Annotated in this window: 44 protein-coding genes; 2 read left to right on the top strand and 42 right to left on the bottom strand. The window is 46.4% G+C overall.

The annotated features are described in order from the left end of the window. Positions 1-6: 6 nt before the first annotated feature. The 6 genes from PSAB_RS06215 to PSAB_RS24995 all read right to left on the bottom strand — a co-directional run bounded on the left by PSAB_RS06215 (position 7) and on the right by PSAB_RS24995 (position 2671). Positions 7-228 carry a hypothetical protein gene (locus PSAB_RS06215; protein ID WP_025333712.1) on the bottom strand — a complete coding sequence of 74 codons (222 nt, stop codon included), beginning with the start codon at positions 226-228 and terminating at the stop codon, positions 7-9. Next, entirely contained in the window at positions 225-488 is a 264-nt protein-coding gene (locus tag PSAB_RS06210; protein WP_025333711.1) for a hypothetical protein, read from the bottom strand. The genes PSAB_RS06215 and PSAB_RS06210 overlap by 4 nt, the downstream gene beginning before the upstream one ends. Next, the gene (locus PSAB_RS06205) at positions 485-1834 is read right to left on the bottom strand and encodes a PBSX family phage terminase large subunit (protein WP_025333710.1); all 1350 of its coding nucleotides are present in this window, start codon (positions 1832-1834) and stop codon (positions 485-487) included. The genes PSAB_RS06210 and PSAB_RS06205 overlap by 4 nt, the downstream gene beginning before the upstream one ends. Further along, entirely contained in the window at positions 1812-2234 is a 423-nt protein-coding gene (locus PSAB_RS06200; RefSeq protein ID WP_025333709.1) for a terminase small subunit, read from the bottom strand. The genes PSAB_RS06205 and PSAB_RS06200 overlap by 23 nt, the downstream gene beginning before the upstream one ends. A 72-nt stretch (positions 2235-2306) precedes the next feature. Further along, positions 2307-2462: a hypothetical protein gene (locus PSAB_RS25730; protein ID WP_158442568.1), complete on the bottom strand. Its 156-nt coding sequence runs from the start codon at positions 2460-2462 to the stop codon at positions 2307-2309. 38 nt (positions 2463-2500) lie between these two features. Continuing rightward, the gene (locus PSAB_RS24995; protein ID WP_084266445.1) at positions 2501-2671 is read right to left on the bottom strand and encodes a DUF3797 domain-containing protein; all 171 of its coding nucleotides are present in this window, start codon (positions 2669-2671) and stop codon (positions 2501-2503) included. Positions 2672-2773: 102 nt separating this feature from the next. Between PSAB_RS24995 and PSAB_RS06195 the strand changes: the two genes are divergently transcribed. Then, positions 2774-2977 (top strand): hypothetical protein, encoded by a 204-nt coding sequence (locus tag PSAB_RS06195; protein WP_025333708.1) that lies wholly within the window; start codon positions 2774-2776, stop codon positions 2975-2977. Positions 2978-3483: 506 nt separating this feature from the next. Here the strand turns inward: PSAB_RS06195 and PSAB_RS06190 are convergent. From PSAB_RS06190 to PSAB_RS25715, 19 genes are all read right to left on the bottom strand, one after another. Continuing rightward, a complete protein-coding gene (locus PSAB_RS06190; RefSeq protein ID WP_025333707.1) occupies positions 3484-3912 on the bottom strand; it encodes a sigma-70 RNA polymerase sigma factor region 4 domain-containing protein in 429 nt (142 codons plus the stop codon). A gap of 211 nt (positions 3913-4123) precedes the next feature. Continuing rightward, entirely contained in the window at positions 4124-5260 is a 1137-nt protein-coding gene (locus PSAB_RS06180) for a hypothetical protein (protein ID WP_025333705.1), read from the bottom strand. Positions 5261-5531: 271 nt separating this feature from the next. Further along, positions 5532-5672, bottom strand: a complete 141-nt coding sequence (locus tag PSAB_RS25725) for a hypothetical protein (RefSeq protein WP_158442567.1) — start codon at positions 5670-5672, stop codon at positions 5532-5534. A gap of 2 nt (positions 5673-5674) precedes the next feature. After that, positions 5675-6025 (bottom strand): DUF1064 domain-containing protein, encoded by a 351-nt coding sequence (locus tag PSAB_RS06175; protein WP_025333704.1) that lies wholly within the window; start codon positions 6023-6025, stop codon positions 5675-5677. Continuing rightward, entirely contained in the window at positions 6022-6147 is a 126-nt protein-coding gene (locus PSAB_RS26355; protein ID WP_264370895.1) for a hypothetical protein, read from the bottom strand. The genes PSAB_RS06175 and PSAB_RS26355 overlap by 4 nt, the downstream gene beginning before the upstream one ends. Before the next feature lie 303 nt (positions 6148-6450). Further along, on the bottom strand, positions 6451-7311 hold the full coding sequence (locus tag PSAB_RS06170) for a hypothetical protein (RefSeq protein WP_144240485.1): 861 nt from the start codon (positions 7309-7311) through the stop codon (positions 6451-6453). Between the two features lie 85 nt (positions 7312-7396). Beyond that, positions 7397-7840, bottom strand: coding sequence for a BC1872 family protein (locus PSAB_RS06165; RefSeq protein WP_025333702.1), 444 nt, complete (start codon positions 7838-7840; stop codon positions 7397-7399). Next, the gene (locus tag PSAB_RS06160) at positions 7837-8124 is read right to left on the bottom strand and encodes a hypothetical protein (RefSeq protein ID WP_025333701.1); all 288 of its coding nucleotides are present in this window, start codon (positions 8122-8124) and stop codon (positions 7837-7839) included. Before PSAB_RS06160 ends, PSAB_RS06165 begins: the two co-directional genes overlap by 4 nt. Positions 8125-8127: 3 nt before the next feature. Continuing rightward, a complete protein-coding gene (locus PSAB_RS06155; protein WP_025333700.1) occupies positions 8128-8430 on the bottom strand; it encodes a hypothetical protein in 303 nt (100 codons plus the stop codon). Further along, positions 8427-8648, bottom strand: a complete 222-nt coding sequence (locus PSAB_RS06150; protein ID WP_025333699.1) for a hypothetical protein — start codon at positions 8646-8648, stop codon at positions 8427-8429. The genes PSAB_RS06155 and PSAB_RS06150 overlap by 4 nt, the downstream gene beginning before the upstream one ends. Positions 8649-8777: 129 nt before the next feature. After that, on the bottom strand, positions 8778-9140 hold the full coding sequence (locus PSAB_RS06145) for a hypothetical protein (RefSeq protein ID WP_025333698.1): 363 nt from the start codon (positions 9138-9140) through the stop codon (positions 8778-8780). Positions 9141-9274: 134 nt separating this feature from the next. Continuing rightward, positions 9275-9652: a hypothetical protein gene (locus tag PSAB_RS06140; protein ID WP_025333697.1), complete on the bottom strand. Its 378-nt coding sequence runs from the start codon at positions 9650-9652 to the stop codon at positions 9275-9277. A gap of 90 nt (positions 9653-9742) precedes the next feature. After that, positions 9743-10075: a hypothetical protein gene (locus tag PSAB_RS06135; RefSeq protein ID WP_025333696.1), complete on the bottom strand. Its 333-nt coding sequence runs from the start codon at positions 10073-10075 to the stop codon at positions 9743-9745. Between the two features lie 125 nt (positions 10076-10200). Beyond that, positions 10201-10452 carry a hypothetical protein gene (locus PSAB_RS25860; RefSeq protein ID WP_144240484.1) on the bottom strand — a complete coding sequence of 84 codons (252 nt, stop codon included), beginning with the start codon at positions 10450-10452 and terminating at the stop codon, positions 10201-10203. Next, positions 10410-10547 carry an LIM domain-containing protein gene (locus PSAB_RS26535; RefSeq protein ID WP_158442565.1) on the bottom strand — a complete coding sequence of 46 codons (138 nt, stop codon included), beginning with the start codon at positions 10545-10547 and terminating at the stop codon, positions 10410-10412. The genes PSAB_RS25860 and PSAB_RS26535 overlap by 43 nt, the downstream gene beginning before the upstream one ends. 43 nt (positions 10548-10590) lie before the next feature. Further along, positions 10591-10770: a hypothetical protein gene (locus tag PSAB_RS06130; RefSeq protein ID WP_025333695.1), complete on the bottom strand. Its 180-nt coding sequence runs from the start codon at positions 10768-10770 to the stop codon at positions 10591-10593. Between the two features lie 11 nt (positions 10771-10781). Continuing rightward, complete coding sequence (locus tag PSAB_RS06125; RefSeq protein ID WP_025333694.1) at positions 10782-12083, bottom strand: replicative DNA helicase; 1302 nt, start codon at positions 12081-12083, stop codon at positions 10782-10784. Further along, the gene (locus PSAB_RS06120; protein ID WP_025333693.1) at positions 12049-12864 is read right to left on the bottom strand and encodes a DUF4373 domain-containing protein; all 816 of its coding nucleotides are present in this window, start codon (positions 12862-12864) and stop codon (positions 12049-12051) included. Before PSAB_RS06120 ends, PSAB_RS06125 begins: the two co-directional genes overlap by 35 nt. 3 nt (positions 12865-12867) lie before the next feature. Then, positions 12868-13017: a hypothetical protein gene (locus tag PSAB_RS25715; protein ID WP_158442564.1), complete on the bottom strand. Its 150-nt coding sequence runs from the start codon at positions 13015-13017 to the stop codon at positions 12868-12870. Positions 13018-13154: 137 nt separating this feature from the next. Here PSAB_RS25715 and PSAB_RS06115 point away from each other — a divergent pair, with 137 nt between their 5' ends. Continuing rightward, complete coding sequence (locus tag PSAB_RS06115; RefSeq protein WP_025333692.1) at positions 13155-13373, top strand: helix-turn-helix domain-containing protein; 219 nt, start codon at positions 13155-13157, stop codon at positions 13371-13373. Here PSAB_RS06115 and PSAB_RS06110 read toward each other — a convergent pair. The 17 genes from PSAB_RS06110 to PSAB_RS06045 form a co-directional block, all read right to left on the bottom strand. Further along, positions 13370-13564, bottom strand: coding sequence for a hypothetical protein (locus PSAB_RS06110; RefSeq protein WP_025333691.1), 195 nt, complete (start codon positions 13562-13564; stop codon positions 13370-13372). The genes PSAB_RS06115 and PSAB_RS06110 overlap by 4 nt on opposite strands. Continuing rightward, positions 13561-13785, bottom strand: a complete 225-nt coding sequence (locus PSAB_RS06105; protein ID WP_025333690.1) for a DUF3310 domain-containing protein — start codon at positions 13783-13785, stop codon at positions 13561-13563. Before PSAB_RS06105 ends, PSAB_RS06110 begins: the two co-directional genes overlap by 4 nt. Next, complete coding sequence (locus tag PSAB_RS06100) at positions 13782-14000, bottom strand: zinc-finger domain-containing protein (protein WP_025333689.1); 219 nt, start codon at positions 13998-14000, stop codon at positions 13782-13784. The genes PSAB_RS06105 and PSAB_RS06100 overlap by 4 nt, the downstream gene beginning before the upstream one ends. A gap of 192 nt (positions 14001-14192) precedes the next feature. Beyond that, positions 14193-14609: a hypothetical protein gene (locus tag PSAB_RS06095; RefSeq protein WP_051529729.1), complete on the bottom strand. Its 417-nt coding sequence runs from the start codon at positions 14607-14609 to the stop codon at positions 14193-14195. A gap of 2 nt (positions 14610-14611) precedes the next feature. Then, positions 14612-14995 (bottom strand): hypothetical protein, encoded by a 384-nt coding sequence (locus PSAB_RS06090; protein ID WP_025333687.1) that lies wholly within the window; start codon positions 14993-14995, stop codon positions 14612-14614. Positions 14996-15007: 12 nt separating this feature from the next. Next, positions 15008-15418, bottom strand: a complete 411-nt coding sequence (gene ssb / locus PSAB_RS06085; protein ID WP_025333686.1) for a single-stranded DNA-binding protein — start codon at positions 15416-15418, stop codon at positions 15008-15010. Beyond that, positions 15419-16042, bottom strand: coding sequence for an ERF family protein (locus PSAB_RS24485; protein ID WP_025333685.1), 624 nt, complete (start codon positions 16040-16042; stop codon positions 15419-15421). Positions 16043-16262: 220 nt separating this feature from the next. Next, complete coding sequence (locus PSAB_RS25710; protein ID WP_158442563.1) at positions 16263-16409, bottom strand: hypothetical protein; 147 nt, start codon at positions 16407-16409, stop codon at positions 16263-16265. A gap of 37 nt (positions 16410-16446) precedes the next feature. Further along, positions 16447-16617, bottom strand: coding sequence for a hypothetical protein (locus PSAB_RS25705; RefSeq protein ID WP_158442562.1), 171 nt, complete (start codon positions 16615-16617; stop codon positions 16447-16449). Next, positions 16604-16933, bottom strand: coding sequence for a hypothetical protein (locus PSAB_RS06070; RefSeq protein WP_025333683.1), 330 nt, complete (start codon positions 16931-16933; stop codon positions 16604-16606). The genes PSAB_RS25705 and PSAB_RS06070 overlap by 14 nt, the downstream gene beginning before the upstream one ends. Continuing rightward, entirely contained in the window at positions 16923-17090 is a 168-nt protein-coding gene (locus tag PSAB_RS25700) for a hypothetical protein (RefSeq protein WP_158442561.1), read from the bottom strand. Before PSAB_RS25700 ends, PSAB_RS06070 begins: the two co-directional genes overlap by 11 nt. Positions 17091-17136: 46 nt before the next feature. Next, positions 17137-17328, bottom strand: a complete 192-nt coding sequence (locus PSAB_RS25695) for a hypothetical protein (RefSeq protein WP_158442560.1) — start codon at positions 17326-17328, stop codon at positions 17137-17139. Further along, complete coding sequence (locus PSAB_RS25690; protein ID WP_158442559.1) at positions 17316-17474, bottom strand: hypothetical protein; 159 nt, start codon at positions 17472-17474, stop codon at positions 17316-17318. Before PSAB_RS25690 ends, PSAB_RS25695 begins: the two co-directional genes overlap by 13 nt. 46 nt (positions 17475-17520) lie before the next feature. Beyond that, a complete protein-coding gene (locus tag PSAB_RS06060) occupies positions 17521-17709 on the bottom strand; it encodes a hypothetical protein (protein ID WP_025333681.1) in 189 nt (62 codons plus the stop codon). After that, the gene (locus PSAB_RS06055) at positions 17699-17932 is read right to left on the bottom strand and encodes a hypothetical protein (protein ID WP_025333680.1); all 234 of its coding nucleotides are present in this window, start codon (positions 17930-17932) and stop codon (positions 17699-17701) included. Before PSAB_RS06055 ends, PSAB_RS06060 begins: the two co-directional genes overlap by 11 nt. Before the next feature lie 13 nt (positions 17933-17945). Continuing rightward, complete coding sequence (locus tag PSAB_RS06050; protein ID WP_025333679.1) at positions 17946-18212, bottom strand: MerR family transcriptional regulator; 267 nt, start codon at positions 18210-18212, stop codon at positions 17946-17948. A 98-nt stretch (positions 18213-18310) separates the two neighbouring features. Beyond that, entirely contained in the window at positions 18311-19030 is a 720-nt protein-coding gene (locus PSAB_RS06045; protein WP_025333678.1) for a phage antirepressor, read from the bottom strand. Position 19031: the final 1 nt, after the last annotated feature.

Genomic DNA, 19031 nt, shown 5'->3' with positions numbered 1-19031 from the left:
GCGGTGTTATGCATCCTTGCGCGGTCTTCCGCCTTTGTTACGCGGCTTTTCTTCGGCATCCAGCGGCGTAACGGTGATTTCGTATCCTTCCAGCGTCAATTCCTCTATCTGCACCGGCAGAAATGCGAATTGCGCGTCCACATCGGCTTTACGCTGCTCCATGTCCTCCTGGGATTCAGCCGCGGCATAGGTGATGGTGTTTCCAATTTCGAGTTTGAATAGCTTCATACGGGTTCTAACCTCGTTTCGTCTTTTTTGTCTTCCTTCTGCGCCTTGATGATCTTCACTTCATGGTGCTTCAGGTGGTCATAGGATGGAGCCTGTATGCGGTCAAGCAATTGTTGACGTTCTTCGTTCCACTTTTCACGTTCTGCAATCCATCTTTCACACAATTCATCAGCATATTTTCTGCGCCGTTCGTCCAAACGGTCAGCATATACAATTTGTATGACGATGATTGACGCCAACACGATCACAACGTAGATCATACCGCGTGTACTCCTTTCTTCGGCTTGCCCTGCTTGGCGATGTTGCGCCGAACTCTTGCTTCCGGGCTGTTATCGTAATCTGCTGCTTGCTTCTTCTTGTCGCGGAAGTCAATCGCTTCGTCGTTCATGGCATAGCGCACAGAGTCAATGCTGTGGTTGTTCTTGTCCGGGTAGCCGGCCTTAAAGTTTCCGTTTGCGTCCTTGTCCAGTTCGTAGGTGAGGAACTCCCGCGCCGTTTCCGGGCACCGGGTATCGTCGATCACGATGGAATTGAGCGATTGCAGGAAGCGTATGCCGTATTCGATGCTGTCAGGCCCCTTCTTCACCGCTCCAATGCGTAATCCGTATTGCAGCAGCTCACTAATGGACTTCGGTTCAGCGGAATCCGCGTAAATGTACCCGTTATCCTTGTTCTCATGCTGGATATGCTCGTATGCTTCCCGGTTCGACAGCCTAACCTTGTACAGTTCATGATAAATGTACAAAATGCGGTGCTTCGCATCGTAGTGGGAAACGGTGTAAGCCAGCGGGTCAATGGCATAACCGAAGTCAAGGCCACGCTTGATGTTGTAAAACTCTTCAATCTCTTCGTCGCTGATGCGTCTTGTCTGCACATTGTCGAAGACTTCCCCGCCTGTACCTACCACATTGCCCAGGTATTCATGCTCATACGCCAGCGGCTTTGTCACCTTCAGGTGTTCGGCCTCAATGATAAACTGCTGCCCGAGCCAATCCTGCGGTACCGTGAGATAGTTCGTGTGACAGGTCAGCCGGTCATCCCGGGTGAAGTTCTTTTCCGTGTTCACCCAGTTGTTCGCGGACTTTGGCGGGTTATACGAATAAAAAACGGTGAACTTAGGTCCACCGCGCATCAAGGATTGGTTGATCATCCGCACTTCTTCCATGCTGGTGAACTCGTCCAATTCCTCGTACCATATGATTTTGCAATATCCTTTGGCGAACTTCATGGACTTGATCTTCTTCGGCTTGTCAGCGCCCCTGAAGCGGATCTCCTGCCCTGTGGGGATGTAGGTAAGAACCAGCTTGGTTTCGGGCATATCCCAATATTGTGAAACTCCCAGCGCTTCTATCGCCCATATAAGCTGCTCCTTAACGGAATCGTTCAGCGTGTCCTTAACTTTCCGCAGCACAACCGCATTTGCTTCAGGATCACTCATAATGTCCATGATGATTGCAACGCTGACAAACGAAGACTTGGTGCTGCCACGTCCACCGGATAACCAGTAGTGCGTATGCTTGCCGTCAATGATGTCCCAGTGAATGTCGTAGAACGAAGGAGCAATCACATCCGTGAGTCTTACGCTATTGCTTGCGAGGGATGTCATTGATAATGCTCACCCCCATGTTTCCGCTGTGTTCCACCTTTTCTTTAAACATTCCAAGGTGCTTACCAATGTTTTCGAGCGCCTTATTCGCCCCGGAAGAATCAAACTTCCACTCCCCTGTAGGATTGCCTTCACGGTCCGTTACAGGTTCACCCTGCATACACCTATCCGTTAACTCTACAAGCCTGTCTAGCACCCACTGAGCGTCTATACCGACCTTTTTGCCGCGTTCCTGCTGTAATTCAGCGATTTTATCAGCAATTTCAGGTTTTTTAAGGTTTTCATGTCCCACACTTCCTGCTGTGCGCTCACTGTACCCTGCTCGTATAGCCGCTTGAGTGGCATTGAGGTCAACAATGTATTCCTTGCAAAACAATTCTTGTTTGGCCGTCAATGCCATATTCTCACCACCTTTGCACTTAAATATATGAATGTAGGATATAAAAACGTATATTCGAGCATTTAACTTGTACTATTTCGCATTCGTTGGTGATTGAGTCGCATATCTTGGCATGTTATCGACGGATGAAGAAACAACATTAGGAGCATTTTGCGTACTAATGATCCGTTTGTAAGCTACAATCTCTTCCGGCGTACCTTCTACTCTTCCATCTGGATGAAGAATCATGTTCACATAACCACCTTCGTAAGTGTAATCATAAACGTTTACGTTTCTTTTTCATCATTTATGGTAACTGACCATCCGCATTTGCAGGAACGATAAAACGAATCTTTATCAATCCGGATCGTTCCCTCTCCATTGTTTACGTAAATGTTTCCGCATTCCGGGCACGCGGCGTATTGCTTGGATAGTTCCACCGCTCGAATGATATCCAATGCACCACCTCCGAAATAAAATCATAACAATGTGTTGACATATACAAATAACAATGTTATGATTACAACATCAAGAAGTTAAACAAAAGGAGACGATGAGTAATGGAAATGATGTTGAATGGTATCAAATACAAGTATGTTAGTACCAAGGCTTTCGGCCACAAAGTTATGTCTTACGTTAATACAGGCGTTATAGGCGGTCCTGATCAATGGACTAATGATACCGAAACAAATCTTAGTTCTCCAATTGAAAACATTGAACAATTTTACGATATCTGCGATCAATTAGACAGGGTGTATAACTAATGAACCTAATCACTCAAGCCGATATAGCCCGCGCTACGGGTCGTGAACGCTCCAACGTTCGCGACTCGTATAATCGCGGTCTCCTTCCTCCACCAGACTTCACAATTAACGAATCTACACCGCTTTGGCTGCCGGAAACCATACAGCCATACATTGAGCAGAACTCTAAATGAGTTTTGCTTTTTTAATGCAAAAAGAGCAACGGCGTTAACCGTTACTCTCTCTGCTCGATGTGCTAATTTGGCTGAGCGACCTATCACCACATCATGTATGCAATCCATCATCTCATACGTCCCGTTCCCGGTGCTTCGATGGCGGTTGTTGCTAAAAGGAGCGCCGACCGTAGCAATCAGCGCTGAGTTCAGGAGTAGATATTCAAGGGATGAAGCAGCCAAGAAACCGAGTGGGCGGCGACTGCGCATTTAGCTACCGGCGCCCATGCCCGAGTTTCTTATGCTATTATCTTATCATTTCCCGTGATGCATTTGTGTGCAATAATGCGGCATTTACGCGGGTTCTTTGAATGTCCAATTGCGGTCAAACATGTGATCGAAGTTGTTTATTTCCCGTTCTTCCTCCGCCATCGGATGCAACGCTTTGGCTAGACTATTAATCGCCTCTGTATGCCATCTTCCTACCGTTGTACGGTCTTTATGCAGCAGTACGGCGATTTCCTTCAGTGTTAACGTGTTACGGTCCAGATACTTGCGCATAATCACCGTTCGTTGGTCATCGTTTAACACGTAGTCTACTGCACCTCGTATGAGTTTGACTATCCGGTTGTAACGCTGCTGGTCCCATGTTGTTAGGTTTCGCATTCGCTCCATGTATATCATCGGTTGTCTTTCCACTTCTGGAGGTTCTCCGCACATCATCGCCGCATACTCATACGACCGGAAGTTCTTCAGCAGCTCAGTCACTTGGTTGTTGTCCATGTTCTCCCTCCTCGATAACTTCCCACTTACTCGCAGGCTCCCACAATCTCCCATACTTGTCGTTTTCAATCACTTGTATCATGAGAATTATAGCAGCAGGTCTTAAACTTACCCTTACTTCAGTTTCGACAACAATTCCGGTCCGATATTTATTTGCTTTATTCCGTACTTTGTCTCCTTTTTTCATATCAACCTTAGTAGAAAAGGCAGCTTACGCCGCCTCCTCCTTTGTTCCGAACACCGCTAATTCAAGCGCTTGGAGTCTTTCCTCAACTGTTTTATCTGCCACTGGTGTACCAGCGTCTGTTTGATCCACTCCACCGGTTGTGCTGTCATCGCCTTGAAAGGCCGGTACCGTTACAGGTTGTTCCTCCATCGCCACAGACCCGTTGCTATCCGCACCCACATGTTCTGCTTCTGCGGCTGCTTGCTGCTTGGCAAGGTATTCGGCGCGAAATGTGCCCGCCTGTTCTGGCGTTACCACCCGGTACTTACCGCGTTCGAGATATCCAAACTCAACCGTTTCATCAGTTTCCGCAAGTTTCGCGCTGAATCTCGACTTCTTCATGTCCAAAGCTTGAATGTCGTAAATAACAGGTTTAGTCTCTTCTTCTTTGCGCCGTTCTTCCATGTACTTCTGACGAGCGTCTACAACATCAACCACTTTCGCCGCAGCAGATGCGCCAACAGCGATTTGCTTTTGCAGGTCATCGTTCCAGCTTTTCGCCTGTTCCAGTTGTTTGTTTACTTCTTCCAAAGCCGCTGCTGCTGCATCACGTTTGCTTTCCGCATCGGTAATTTGCAGTTTGGCTGCGCTCAGTTCAAGCGACAAACGACCGTTTTCCTGTGTGGATACATCGTATTTTTCCTGAATCTTTGCATTTTCCGATTCGAGAGAAGCGTTCTTTTCTTCCAGCTCCTTAATCTTCAGGAGAGATACTTTTTCCCGTTCAACCACCGCAGCTTCAAGCATCGAACGAACATATTCATAAGACGCTTGGGCTTTTTCCTCCGTGAAGTTAAGGAACAATTCTTTCGTCGGCACTCCAAAATCCAGATTGTCAAAGATATAGGCGATTTCTTTGGTCGATTCCGCGACTCTTACCTCGTGCTGGGCCTCAATCTCTGCCGTTTTCTCCTGCTGCTTTTGCGTGTACTCAATTTCGCTGATCTTGTTTCCGATCGCATTGTTTTCATCGTCAAGCGCCTGGATTTCCGCCTTCAAGCTTTCCCGGTCCCATGCGCCTTGCCCTTGATCAACCAGCACCAAACGGTTTTCCACGAGCCTTTTTTGCTCCTGAATTTCCGCTTGCTGCTGCTTTAAAACGTCGATTTCCGCTACCGCCATTTTGTCAACTCTCCTTTAGATTCGTATGACTTCGTTATACTCTATTTTACCATTTTTTCATGAACTTTTATATAGTTTTTCGCATGATTGCGCATTATTTTTACGAATTACGGCGGGTGCCGTTTGGCGTTGTTCTCATGTCTAACATTCGCTTGCTGCATTTGATTCCCGACTGGTTTTACAACTCCGATAAGCCCGTATGCATTGTTCGTAAGGATGGATATGCCGTCGATTTCATGCCATCTGCATTTATCTATGAGTTCGGCGTATTTCATTTCATGGATACCATCGCAATAATGGCAATTCCCATGTAAAAGCACATGTTATGCGTTTCTTTCCTGCGCCAGTAAAGCCCGCTTGCAAACATAGCGGCGATGAATATTAAACTAGCAAATGGTTGCTGTATGGTCATATTCATACCTCCTTTATGGTCAATTCCGGATACTTATTCATGAACAGTTTGCGTTTGAGCTTGTAAACCTCCGTCTTCATCCCTTTGGCATCCTCGATTTCTTGGCGTCCGTCTGCGTAGGTAACAAGGAAATCACCCTTATACGTTACGGCCCGTATTTTCTCTCCTGTGGCCTTGTGCGTGAACTTCGGTACTAATTCATATACCGGCTGCAACTGCACGTCTGTGACGATCCCAGCGCGTTTCATGAGCATTAACTCTTTATATCTCCGCGCTTCTTTCTTGCTGTCGAAAACAATATCGCCTACAACCGTCTTCACCGCTCCGTATTTATGCTTTAGGCTGCTTCTCATTTCTTCACCTCCTGCATCACATACGTTTCTCCGCCAATCTGAAGCACCGTCGCTACGCCACCATGGGATTCCAGCACCCTAACCGCAATCCTTATGCGATCCCCGGCTTTACAGTCCTTCATTCTCTCTCCTTCTTTCCGCTCATGTAATGGTTTTTATGGGAATGCAGCGGCATTAATGGAGGTCCGTACTTGGCGATCACCTCTGCATGTTCTTCCGGTGTCATCATGCGACTTGTGCATTCGCTATATGTGGTTTCAAGGTTAGGTGGACTGAATGAAGATACAACCGGAATAGGATGTATACGTTTATGTTTACGTTTTTGACTACTCATAAGTGTTTATTCCTCTCTTTATGGGGAGCCCGTATACGGCCCCCGCTGCGCTAGGTGATTCAGTCGAATTGATCGCCTTCGGCCAAGTGCATCAGATATAGCATCCGCACCCTCCGATGTCGCCTAAATCAATTCGCGTTTGCAACCCCAGCCCGGTATCCCACTCTTCCCGTAACTTCCGAAGGGATAAGCTTTCTTCCTGACCTTTGACCGTTCTGGTTAGAATGGTTACGTCCGGCCGGCCGAGGTATTCTTGCATCTCCAACTCTTGCGCTTCGTGGTATAGGTACAATTCCCGGTTCTCCTGGAGCAGATTGATAAAGTGTCCTTGTCCACCCCGTACGCAGAATCCACCGCAGTTGTTATGTGCAAACCCCATGTTGTATAGACGTGGTGCTTTGATACCGTACCGCTTTAGGCCATGCAGCATATCGGACTTGTAGAGGTACGGCTGCTCGGTCATCGGGAATCGGCACTCATACGGCGACCAGCCCTTTTCTATTCCTTCGATCCGGTGCATTTCCGTCCAGTCGATGCCGAAGTATATAACGGCGTCTCCTGGTTTGTAGCGATCCTTCACCCAATTTCGAGAAAGCTTCTGCTTAAGTTCTTCGGAGCACTGAGCAACTCGGCTGTTTCCGATCCATCGCCTGTCACGAAATACTTCCCATGGCTCCCGTCCGTCACTTATCCAGCGCAGTTGAGGAATATAAGCCGTTGTGGCTGCTGCAAGTTCGGCCAGATATACTTTCCGCACGTCTATGTCCTTGTCTACATCCGGGATGCTTGAGCAACGTGATATCAGATGCAGTGGCTTGGGAAGTTTAAAGAGATATGCTGCTGATTCAATCATGAAACGATAAAGGTCCTTGTCCTCAATCAATGTGTCCGTAAACAGCAGCACCATGTCGTCTGTTCCATTGGCATCAGCGTCTCTCTTGGCTGCCGTCATGCTTCCGACGCCTCCGCTATAGCTGTGTATGCGGATCATATCCTCTTATCCCCCTTATACCTAAATGTTTGGGGTCTCAGCCCCCTTATAAGTTCAGTACAGCCAGTAATGCAGCCTTGCATATGGATTCTGGCAGACTCTGCTTCTTCACGATCCACCGATCAACGAGTTTGTTGTTTTCATCTTGATGCGGCAATACTTGGTAATCGACCGGCCATACTCTTACGTCCAAATAGATTTTGTTATTACGCATCTTGTCTACTACTTCCCATGCTGCGGATATGTCCTTTGACCAACCACGATTTACAAAATAGGTGAAAGGTATAGCTCCCTTTGGCGGCATGTACCTAAATGCTTCTTCTTGGCTTGTTATAGTTGGTGGAACAAGTACATCATTTGAATCACAAGGTCCGTCATAGTCAAAGCTCGGACCTTTTATTCTCCGCCACCGAAAGATGTGTTCAGCAATGAGTGCGTCCAGTTCCGGCCCCGGCGTCCGGTTTAGTATCTCTTCCCTTGTGAGTGTCATTGGTTATCTCCTTCCTCAACCTGCTGCAGCAGTCCGGGCTTCGGGCAGTAGTAATCTATAATCTGCGACTTTCCGCCGCGGGGAACGGCGATAATATAACGTTCAAACCCCGCGACCCGAAGATCAAATTTAATATGGCTTGGTTTTGCTTCTTTTGGGATAAAATGTTTGGGATTGTGCATTACAAGAACCTTTTGATGAACAGTTCCTCGTTTTGTTGTTGTAACTCCTTGGCTCTGGCTGGTCCATTGAACAACATCGCCTCTTTTAAATTTGGTTGTCATGATCTATTCGCCCTCCTTGGGTGCTGGGGTATCTGGGTAAAGGGTGGATAAAATGGCGTTAATCTCCTTGTGTAGCGGTCCAAAATACCAGTCGTTCGGATCGCAATCGTCACGTATCTTCTCCAGCGCCTCTTTCAGCCGTTGTTCCCGGTCCTCTGCTGCATCAGCACGGGCTGCTGTTTCGATAAGAGAGATTATTGCTGATGGATCAACACAAATGGTCTCGCCGTAAGATTTCATCATCTCACAACGCTTAATTAGGTTTTCGTACTTCTCTTGCTGCCAGTCTCGCTTGTCTTGGGTCATTGGGGGTTTACCTCCTCAATCTCATACTCATCTTCGTATGCTTCAACGTGGCTGACAGTATCGTCTTCCGAGCATCCGGCATATTCTCCGTCGATGTAGTAGTTGTAGGCTGTGTAAGGCTTGGACTCTACGCAATCGGTGCAGTATCCTTCTCCATCAATAATGTAATGTTCAGTTTCTGGTGGAATCTCGCATTCGCAGTTGTAGCATCTTCTCATCTTCTTGTATCCCTCCCTTGGAGAGGGGTGGTTAAGCCCCTCTAACCCTGTATTCGGCCCCCACTTCGTTAGGCTTATTCGGTCGGTGCCGATGGCCTGTCGGCCAGATGTGCTATTTAGTCGGACTGTTCAGCAATAGTCATCGTCAATATGGAATTTCTTCATCGCTTTATGTTGGGAATACTCCTCGCCAGTCAGTTGCATATACAGTTGCTTGTTGGTCAAATACACTTCTGGCAACAAACCTTCTCGCTTATCCTTCGATGTATCCCAAGCAACCAAATTCCTAGCTATAACCCTTGCAATGTTATCGTGCGCATTTGTATCGGGCTTCAGATCATCAGAGGTATCAAAATCGACAAATTCATAATCTTGAAATGCCGATTTCTTCAAAGTATCAAATGCCTTGCGCATTTTCTTTTCGTCAGCCCCACTTGAAACAATCGGCTTCGTCCCATCATGTTTCAAAAGCAAAATCTTATACGATTTCACGCTTCTCACTCCTTCGCTATATGCGTCTATTACGGCTTACATCGTCTCGACCGAATCCGCTTAGGCGAAGCCGGAGGCCGTATGATCCTTTAACACTTGGTATGCCGCCATATCCCGGGTATCCTGTACTTGTGTCATGACTCAACACCTTCCCCAAGGGCGGCCCCGATTATGGCGTTGATTTGCTGTGCGCGCTCCGTCGTATCGTCGGTCAGTTCTTCTTCGATCTTCTCCAGCGCCTCCCGTTGCCGGGCTATGGTCTGCTGTGCCACCCGTAATTCGTCCTGTACTTCGTTGTGTATCCGGTATTCGGTGCGGGCGTTCTTTTCCCACTCGGCTGCTTGTTGCTGTGCCTCTTCCAGAGCAGCCAGAAGGTAACGCATATCAGAAAAAACTTCGTCTGTAAATCCATCTAAACCTAGTTGGATAAAAATTTTATTCTGTTCAATGAATTTTTCTGCTTCTGGAATGGCTTTTTTGATCTCTTCTATCCGTTCTGGTGTCATACTCATGGTTATTATCCTCCTTTGGTGGTAAGAAACCCCGTATACGGCCCCCACATTCGTTAAGCGGATTCGGTCGATTCGGAGCCCTTCGGCCTTTTATTCTTCAGTCTGCGGGTAAACGCCAGCCTGCACGCCGTAGTCATATTCAAGTTTCATGATTAGTGCGATATCATCGACACTCACGGCGATCCCGCGTTTAATCAAATCATTGAAAATGAACTCCACACATGCGTCTTCGTCGAACACAGCGCTGCTTTCTTCTGTAACTTCAAATGCCGATTTCATTTCAAGTAGGTCACCTTGTAGCTTTTGGATTGTTTTTCTCCCCTTGTCAACTTCATTTGCCAGTAACATCACGTAATCTTTGTCAACTTCACCTTTGTTCCAGCGTTCCAAAGCGCGTTTTGAAACCTTCTCTTGTTCTTCCATTGTCAATCCATCCTCTCTATACCTTCTATACACCCCGTATATGCGTTTAAATGTACTTCCCGCATAAATGCTTACCTTTGTGTCTAAAACGTCTGTGTGTGGCTTGTATTAGCTGTGGAGATGTTTTAAAACAAAATGTATGTTCGCGGATAGTTGTGATCTTCATTCAATTCTTCGATATCTACAACTTCGTCATCTGGTGAAGCATTTGAGACGTAGCAGATATCCCAATCGTCTTCACAGTGTTCTAATAGTTTCTTGAGCTCGTGTACCTTCATCCCTGTTTCCTCCCTTGTTAAGCTGCCTCTTCTTTCTTCTCTTCCCAACCGTTCATTTATTCTTCGCAGTCTGAGCAGTATAAATTTCCGTTCATCCATACCCATCCATCTTCTTTTGTTATTTCTTGATTGCACTCGTTACACTGAAATGTAAATCCAGCATCTAAGGCATTTTCGTATTCCTGATATTCCATACCCTTCACCCTCTCTGTTCCGTCTCTTCTTCCCATTGGTCTGCTATGCGCCCTTCTTTAGCCATTTTGCAGCCTTATATTCCTCGATTCCTTCCGAAACTTCTTCAGGTTCGATACCCGGGAAAGCATCCATAATCATCCGTGTATTGATCTCATTATCGCGCCATCTCTGTTGTTTGATGAATTCATATACTTCCCATCGGTTGAAAAAGTGATATTTCATGTGATCATCCCCTATCGGTAGTCTTCATATCTTTGAACCCATCCTTTGAACAAGTACTTAAAAGCTGCCGTTCCTGTATGCCGGCCCTTCGCTATCGTTGATTGGACGACAACTCCATCACGGCTCGTCTCTTCCGGGTCTTGCCATAGGAACTCAACCGTGTCGGCCTCTTGCTCGATCTCCCCGGAATCCCGTAAGTGATGAAGCTGCGGCGCTCCCTCTGCTCCTTCCCGGCTTAGCTGGGCCAGCAGGATAACCGGGCAATCCAACTCCTGGGCCAGCCACTTAAAACGCTTCGCAACCTCGCCAACCGACCGGCTCCATGTTTCTCCTTTTTGCTGCTTGATGTTCATCCGGGTGAGATAGTCCACGAATATGGCTCCCAACCGTCCTTTCTTGCGGTGAATCTGCCTTGCCGTTGCCCTAACGTGATCGAAAGTTACGCCCGGGCTGTCGTCGATCATCAAAGCGTAGTTGTTAAGCGTATCATGAGCCTTCTGTATTCGCTTCAACTCAAACTCTCCGACCTGTTTTTGTCTGATCTGCCCATAGTTCACGCCGGACATGTTTGATATCATCCGGTCCTTTAACTGGTTTGTCGTCATTTCGAGCGACCATATCAGAACGTCTCCGGCGTCTTGCCTAGCCATACATACTGCCATTTGCAACGCTTTTGCCGTTTTACCAATGCTCGGACGGCCTGCCATTATGTACAGCCATCCTCTTCCGATTCCACCTGACCAGTCGTCAAATTTCTGGAATCCCGTTTTGATATTTGTCGTTTTGGTTTGAATGAATTCCATGTAATCGTCCTGAGTGTCAGAAAATCCCTTCATCGCTCCTTTGGTTTCAGGACGCATCTGCGATACAAGGCTGTCAATGATCTGCAAATATTCTTCTGGCGTTTCAAAGTCGTCCTCGAACGTGACTGCTTGTATATCTCCGGACAGTGCCAATCCTTTAACACGTATGGACTGACGCTTAATGATCTTTGCGTAATACATCGTGTTGAAAGCTGTAATTTCGGAACTAGCGATGCGAGAAAGGTTTGTCACACCGCCGATTTCTTCAAGTACCTTTTGCTGCTGAAGCTTTGCGCTAATGGTCACGATGTCAACCGGCTCGTTCTTGTTATAAAGGGATAACGCCGCTTGGTAGACATGCCGGAATGCGATTTCCTGAAAATCTTCGGGCAAAATGTATCCGGCTAGCTCGTCCAATACGTTTTTCCCTTGCAGCACAACCGCTATAACGCTTCGTTCGGCCTGAATGTGCTGTTCAGAGATTAACTGCGTCTCCATCGGCATATTCATTTCGGTTCCTCATTTCTTGCTGGAGTTTCATGACATGATCTTGGTATGAAGTGGCCTTTTGCTCCTTCTCGAGTTTCACTACTCTGGATGGTTGCACTGACTCTTTTGTTGTTTTTCCTTCTGAAATCAAATCCTGAATGATTTGGATCGCATAAGGCACATTCTTCTTTTCAGCCTTCTTTATTGCCAACTCGATAACTTCAATGTCCACTATTCCGACGAAAGATGTTATTTCTTCAAGCTGGTTCACACCTTTGCATTTCAGACTGTATTTATTGATCCATCCAAGTATCAATTGATTGGGAGATATGTCGTCTTCTTGATAGTTTAGTTTTGTTTTGTTTTGTTTAGTTTTGTTTGCATCACTTTGCATTGCATTTGCATCTTCATTTGATGCATTTGCATTTGATTGTTGGTTTTCCCACCGTTTATTAGCTGCTGCGGCCCTTTTTTCGGATACAGAGTCACGATATTGCATCCTTTTTCGTAGAGAATTGGACCAAAAATAGCTGTCGTCCGATGCAAAAAGTTCAAACTCATCTATGCAATCTGATACAAATTTACTAACTTGCTCAGGTTTGCATTGCAATTGCATTGCATATGCATTGAATACGTATTTGCTTTTATAGTCCAATTGGTATCCATCTGCCTCAGCCATCATTTCAATCAGCATCCAGAACCAACCGTAGCCTTCAGCACCATAAACACCGCGCATTGCTGACATCTTCGGGTCGTATCTGGCGTTCATATCATGAGAAAAGAATGGTGCCTTTTTAGCCACGGTTTACACCGCCTTGCCATTTTCACTCAATTGCTTGATGATGGCGTTCATGATCCACTCATGTTTGGTCTTCCCGATAGCTGCCGCGTCTGCCTTAATCTTGCGGTTAACATCATCCGGTATTTTTACTTGGAACGTCGTCACCGTGTTCATGCTGTTCAACTCCTCCATATCATTTGTTATATTTAATATAACACGTTACCGTTTTAATTTCAACGTTACCGTTATATTTACGCTTATACCGTTTACTTATAAGTTGTTATGAGTATTATAGTTTTAGGTGATAAGTGATGATAAAAAGTAATCTACCAATGCTAATGGCTGAAAAAAAGATTCGTAGTATCAATAAATTGTCAAAGGAAACAGGCGTGAGCGCTCCAGCGTTAGGCCGTCTTTATGATGGGACGAATATCCGTATCGACTATTCCACCATTGAAGCGCTCTGCGACTATTTCGGCATTGGAATTGGTGAGTTACTGGAGTTCGTTCCTCCTAAGAAGGAGTATTAAGCACTCATAATCTGCCTAAGCTCCGATTCCAGCTCCTCCACCTTCTTCCGGCTAAACTGGATCATATGCTCACAGTGCTGGATGCCGCCGTAATCGCCGTACCTCTTGTCCTCCTCCAAGGTTTGCGCGTAGACGATTGCGGCGTTTTCCCATACGTCGATTAATGCTTTGATGCGTTCTTGGAGCGTCATTTCGTGTCCTCCTGTTCTTGAATCAGCCGATTGATGTACCACTGAGCCTTTTTCAAGTCCTCCAGCCCATTCTTTCGTTTCCAGCGCCAGAGATATTTCAACGCTGCGCCTGTGCAATACGCCTCACTGCCGGTTAGGCCGGTTGTTGCTGCGTCTATTGCGTCAATACACTCCACTTTACCGGCTGTATAATGCGGTGGATTATTTACCATGTCACTCATGCGCTCTTCCCCTTCCTCATATTGCGCGGTAACGTATCGTTGAGCTTGACGCTCATACCTTGCAGCTTCTGTCCTACCTCGCACTCATTGATACAGTGGTGACTCAGGCGATTGCTGGAGGATGAACGGTATCCCGGCAGCTTCTTCATTTCGCAGTGGTCACATTCGGTGCGTAGTATCTTGTCGATATCTTTGATTACTTGTTTGCGATCCATCGGATGCCTCCTTTACTAGATTTGTAATCAACCATGCTTGATCGTCGTCGAAGGAGAACAGCACACGGTACTCTGCGCCTCGTAGAGAGCGTTTCAGCGTTTGTTCGATAGATTCCACCGAACGGATGAAGCGTTCGTCCTGAGGGCGTATAGACTGTCTGGAACGTCGTGTGAATTTGGCGAACAGTTTCATTATGCTTCCTCCTTGTATGACCAGTAGTTCTTGCCGTTGCCTTCAGCGTAGTAAAGTTTGAGCATGGCGCCGTATTGCTTCTTGAACTGCCTTCCTTCAAAGGTGTTATCTGCCCAATCATGGCAAGTGCCTTTGAAGCCGTGAGTACCGCATAAGTTCATGATGTTTGCCGGATCATATCCTGGGCCAAGATGTGATGCTTCCAGGATGTGCGCCTTGCTTAGATTCTTCGATGTACCGCACCGCTCACAGACCGGAATATCAGCGCCAATAAGCTCCATAGAGCGGCGATTTACTTCCGATCGTACATTTGGCGTGACTTTGGTGATCGCGCCTCTGAGACGCTTATCGCGCTTGTGGTGATCAAGGATACCGACGCGCCAAGGCATTACAGGCTTCTTCTGCTTCTTTCGCATCATCATGCCCCCTGTTGGAAGTCGATTTTTAACTTCAATTTCAGCGCATGCAGTTCTTCCGTTGTGCTGCTGAGAGCGTTTCTCCACCGGCTCATGTTCTGGTATAGATCGGCTTCTTCTTGGCGAAGGTCTTTTACTGCGATTTCTGCGGATGCCGCTTTGTCTTTAGCTGCTTCCCTGTGAGCCTTAGCCTGTTCATATTTACGTTCGGCATATTTTCGCTTGTAGTCTCCGTCAATTTGGCTAGACACGCGGCCAATGTACATTAGGCATGTGGTCAGAAGATTAATTTTCCGAAGGAGAGCGCCGGGGTTGTCCTCCGGCAGCTCGTCTGCTTCAGCGCGTAGTTTGACGATATTTTGAATGTATTCGTCGATATGTGCCATGTGCATGACCTCCTAGAACGGTAGGTCATCGTCTGAGATGTCGATAGGTTTACCGTCTCCGGCGAATGGGTCTCGTCCAGACTGGCCGGAACCTTGTTGTTGACGGTCATTCGATTCTGCACGGTCCAGAAATTTAACGTTATCAGCTACGACCTCTGTCGCGTACCGTCTGCCGTTGTCCGAATCCCAGGAGCGCACCTGAATGCGCCCCTCAATTGCTACCATCCGGCCCTTTCCGCTGTACTGTGCCGTGTTCTCTGCCGTTTTTCCCCACATGACTACCGGAAGGAATGTCGTATTATCGTTGTCTCCGTATCGCTCGTTAATGGCGATTGAAGAAGAGGCCACCGCTTTCCCTGAGCTCGTATATTTCAAGTCGACATCCTTTGACCAACGACCAATGCAGATGAATTTGTTTAACATTTAGGCACTCTCCTTGTTCTTCTCAAGTAATTTCTTTGCCAGTACTTCGTGCATCTGATGGATCGTATGTTTTTTCTTCTTCATGCCGTCTACCCATTGTTCAAACCCGTCAAGACTGCCAGCGAGTATTTCCCATTTAATCTCCATTTGTTTCATAATCTTCTGTTCTTCAGCAGCCTTCTTTTCACTCTCTACGCGCTGTTTCTCGTCCAACTCTGCGCTGCTAACCTTGTCCGGGTCCTCTCCAGTAGGGATGGCAAATGTACGTAGCAGAAGGTATTTGTAGCTGTATGTCATCGCCTTACCTACACCCTTATCCTGGGTATCTGCCCCCGTACCGGAGCTTGCCAGCATTTCAAACTGTCCGGTGTCAATATCCACGATCTTGTATTTCACATCTACCGTTGTCAGCGTGTCTTCTCGTTTGTGAGACTGCTCTACCGGTAGAATTACAAGACCGTGACGGATTAGGCTTTCACGAACAGTAGAAGTAACCTTTTCCTCTGAAATGGCTTTGTATTTTGTTGATTTGAACTCAATGGCGTCATCCTTGGAAAGATACTCGACGTCTTTCATGACCGCGCTAATTTTTTGGTACAGATTCATCTTCACTTCTTCACTCATTGCGATACCTCCGTTTCCAGTTCATATGTGACTTTTATAGGAACAGCGTAGTAATTATCCGGGTCAGGCGGTGCGTAGTACCCATGAAGGAAGGCTTGTACATCATCTTCTGTGACCCATCGATCCACTTTCATGAAGTCGTGTGTAGGCTCGCAGCGAATGTTGATGAAGTGGCCGTCACGGTGCCTGATGACATACCGGATACGCTCGTCCCGGGTCTTCATCGGTACGCCTGTTCATTCTGCAGATGCTCGTACAAGTCGTTTGCCATAGCGAGTTCACGCTGAAGTTTCGTATTCTCGCGGCGAAGTTCCGCGTTTTCATCCTGTAATTGTTGGAATTGTGCGTAAATGTCTTCCCAGCTCATGTGTACTCCCTCCTAAATGTGTGGTAAGATAGGCGCATCAATAATTTTCAAACAGTCTTTCCCTGGCGGCCATTGCAGTGGTCGCCTGTTCTTTTCTCACCTCCCGTACATAGTTCAGCAGATATACACGTTTAAGAGTTTGGGTTAACGTTCCCCGGGCATTGGCGATCTTGGCGAGTTCAAGGAATTTAAGTCTATTCGGCATCATCTTTACTCCCCATAATCTCCCTAGGATAAAGTTTGTCTTTGATCTCTTCATAAGCGTCTGTACGGTCGTATAAGGCGTAGTAACGATGATCTGTGTCGTTTGTACCAGCACCGGCATTTGCGGAGTACAAGAATGCTGAAGGATTCTCATGTCCATTGCTGAGTATCGGAACGCCTAACTCTTTGCATCTCGTCTTACTAAGCAGTACAGCGAACGGATAAGTGTTTCCATTCCATTTACCAGAACGCGGGATAAAGTAAGGCAGTCCACTTTCAATCACTTCCTGTCGGTTGTAACGACCTTGTTCATTTGGCATTGTTAAATTCCTCCGTCATATTTTCTAATCCAGCAGCAAACTCAACTTCTTCGTCATTACCACAACAAGGGCAGAATGCTGGGTTTTCTACAATAGGCTCGAACCATGTATAGAATGGTTTGCTATCGCAACTTTTGCAGATATATTTATAAATCATTTATTCACAACCTCCGTTCCGCATTTCCTGCAGCATCCTTGTGCGTCTATTTGAGTGGTGTGGTCTTCGCATGTTGGGCAGTATCCTTCCGGTGCAATGTATCGTGGATCTCTCGGATCGTACTTCGGCTTTCGCGCTTGCTCTCTTTCGTATCTCTCCCGAGCAGATTCTTCGCGCCATTCGTCAAGGTGATTCTCGTATTTGTCCATTTCACTCTCTCCTTTCTTATTGGATCCAAACGGTTTCTCCGAAACTGTTCTTGTGAGAAGTGACTTTAGGATTGGAAGTATATTCCCATTGATCACGGTTTCTAACGGTGATAACTGAGATTTTAGCTTCAGGATTTTTCTTGCTTAATTCCTCGATTAATTCTTTTACTGTCATTGGTTTTGTCTCTCCTTTATAGTGTTGAATAATGTCCTGTACCGTCTTAAGCAGATTCTTTCAGCTCTCTTTCCTTCTCTATTGCTCGTTCCCGCGCTTCATATTCGCTAAGTGGCATGATGAAGGTCGGCATGTATCCGCGATCCTGTATGCTAAGTATCAAGTTTTCGTAGCTGGTTGCGCTCCAGCAGAAGTGACGGCCACATGTGGTGTCTACGATGTAGTCAACTGGCATCGTCATATCCTCCGATCCGTCTAACAATGGTGAACGCGTTGCTGTCTACCGCATCGAGCATGCATCGGCGGCAGTGGGCTTCCCTGTGCTCGTACACCTCATACTCCGCAACAGCGCCGCAGCCGCATGTAGGTACAAAGCGCGGTGTGAATGGCTTGTCCGGCTTTTTGTATGGTACAACCGGTGTTAAGAGACGTTTCATTTCCTCGCGTGATTTAGCCATTGCTCCCACCCCTTTAAGATATTGATCTCACACCTTCGATATGGTTCATCCGTCTTTTTGCTACCTCGTATTGTTGATCTCTCTGTGAGTTAATCCAGTCGATTAAGTCCGATTTCATGGCCCTACGTGATTTTCCGACCGGGAAGTTTCGAATCCCTCCACGTTCTGGCGGTAAATCAAACAGTCCATACACAGTTAGTCGAGCAATTAACAGGTAGTCAGCGATATGCTGCGCAGTAAGCACTGGCGGAAGTTCTTCGATAGTGTAATGTTTCTTCATAGTGCTGCACCTCCTTGTAATAATTTCCTTTTCAGTGTATTAGTGTCGTTGTACAATATATTGAATTGATTTATTGCGTACATACTATGGATTGTGGTTTAAGCTGCATTTAAAAATTTATTGATGAAGTAAATTTGACCTTTTCCTGTAACCTTTGTTGTGTAGGTGAGTTTAATTGTTCCGTCTGAACTTCCGCGATGGCCTGTCTTGATTTCAAAAAGACCCATTTCCATTGAACGTTGTGTAGGCTTGTTATACTCTGATCCGGATTTAATAAGATATCCTTCTTCGCGAAGCCACTTGTAAAGTCTGTGCTCGCCCATCTCTATACCTTTTTGTCTCAATAACTTTGCGAGATCAGCAACAAGTATGGAATCTTTCGAAATTTCAACCGATTCAGCAAAATGAACTTTTGGCTTGTCTTGTTCGATCTTCTGTTCCAATAGGACACGTTTTTCTTCAATCTCGGCGGCCAATCGCAGCGCATCAGGAAGGTTTGTTGGTATACCGTAAGTTCCGGTACGGCGGATAGATGGGATGACTTCGTGCGTGATCCAGCGTTTGAATTGTTTAGCTTCCTGTTTTCGGCTTCCGAGGATTAAGGAGTAAAGGCCGGGTTCGTTGACGATGTTTGTTTCTCCTTGACGCCCTAAGTTGAACTTAGCCCGTTCATCTTCATCAAGCGTTTGAATCGCCATTGTTGGATTGGTCAATCCAAGAACATCACAAACATCTTTAGCGATAAACCAAGGTTGACCATCAATTAATGTGCTGCGGACTTCTTTGTGACCGTACATGAATTGTTGAAGTTGGTTCATA

Origin of the sequence: Paenibacillus sabinae T27 (assembly GCF_000612505.1) — a bacterium.
Lineage (GTDB): Bacteria > Bacillota > Bacilli > Paenibacillales > Paenibacillaceae > Paenibacillus_AQ > Paenibacillus_AQ sabinae.
Note: the sequence above shows the minus strand (reverse complement) of the source record. Positions and strands in the feature narration are given on the sequence as shown.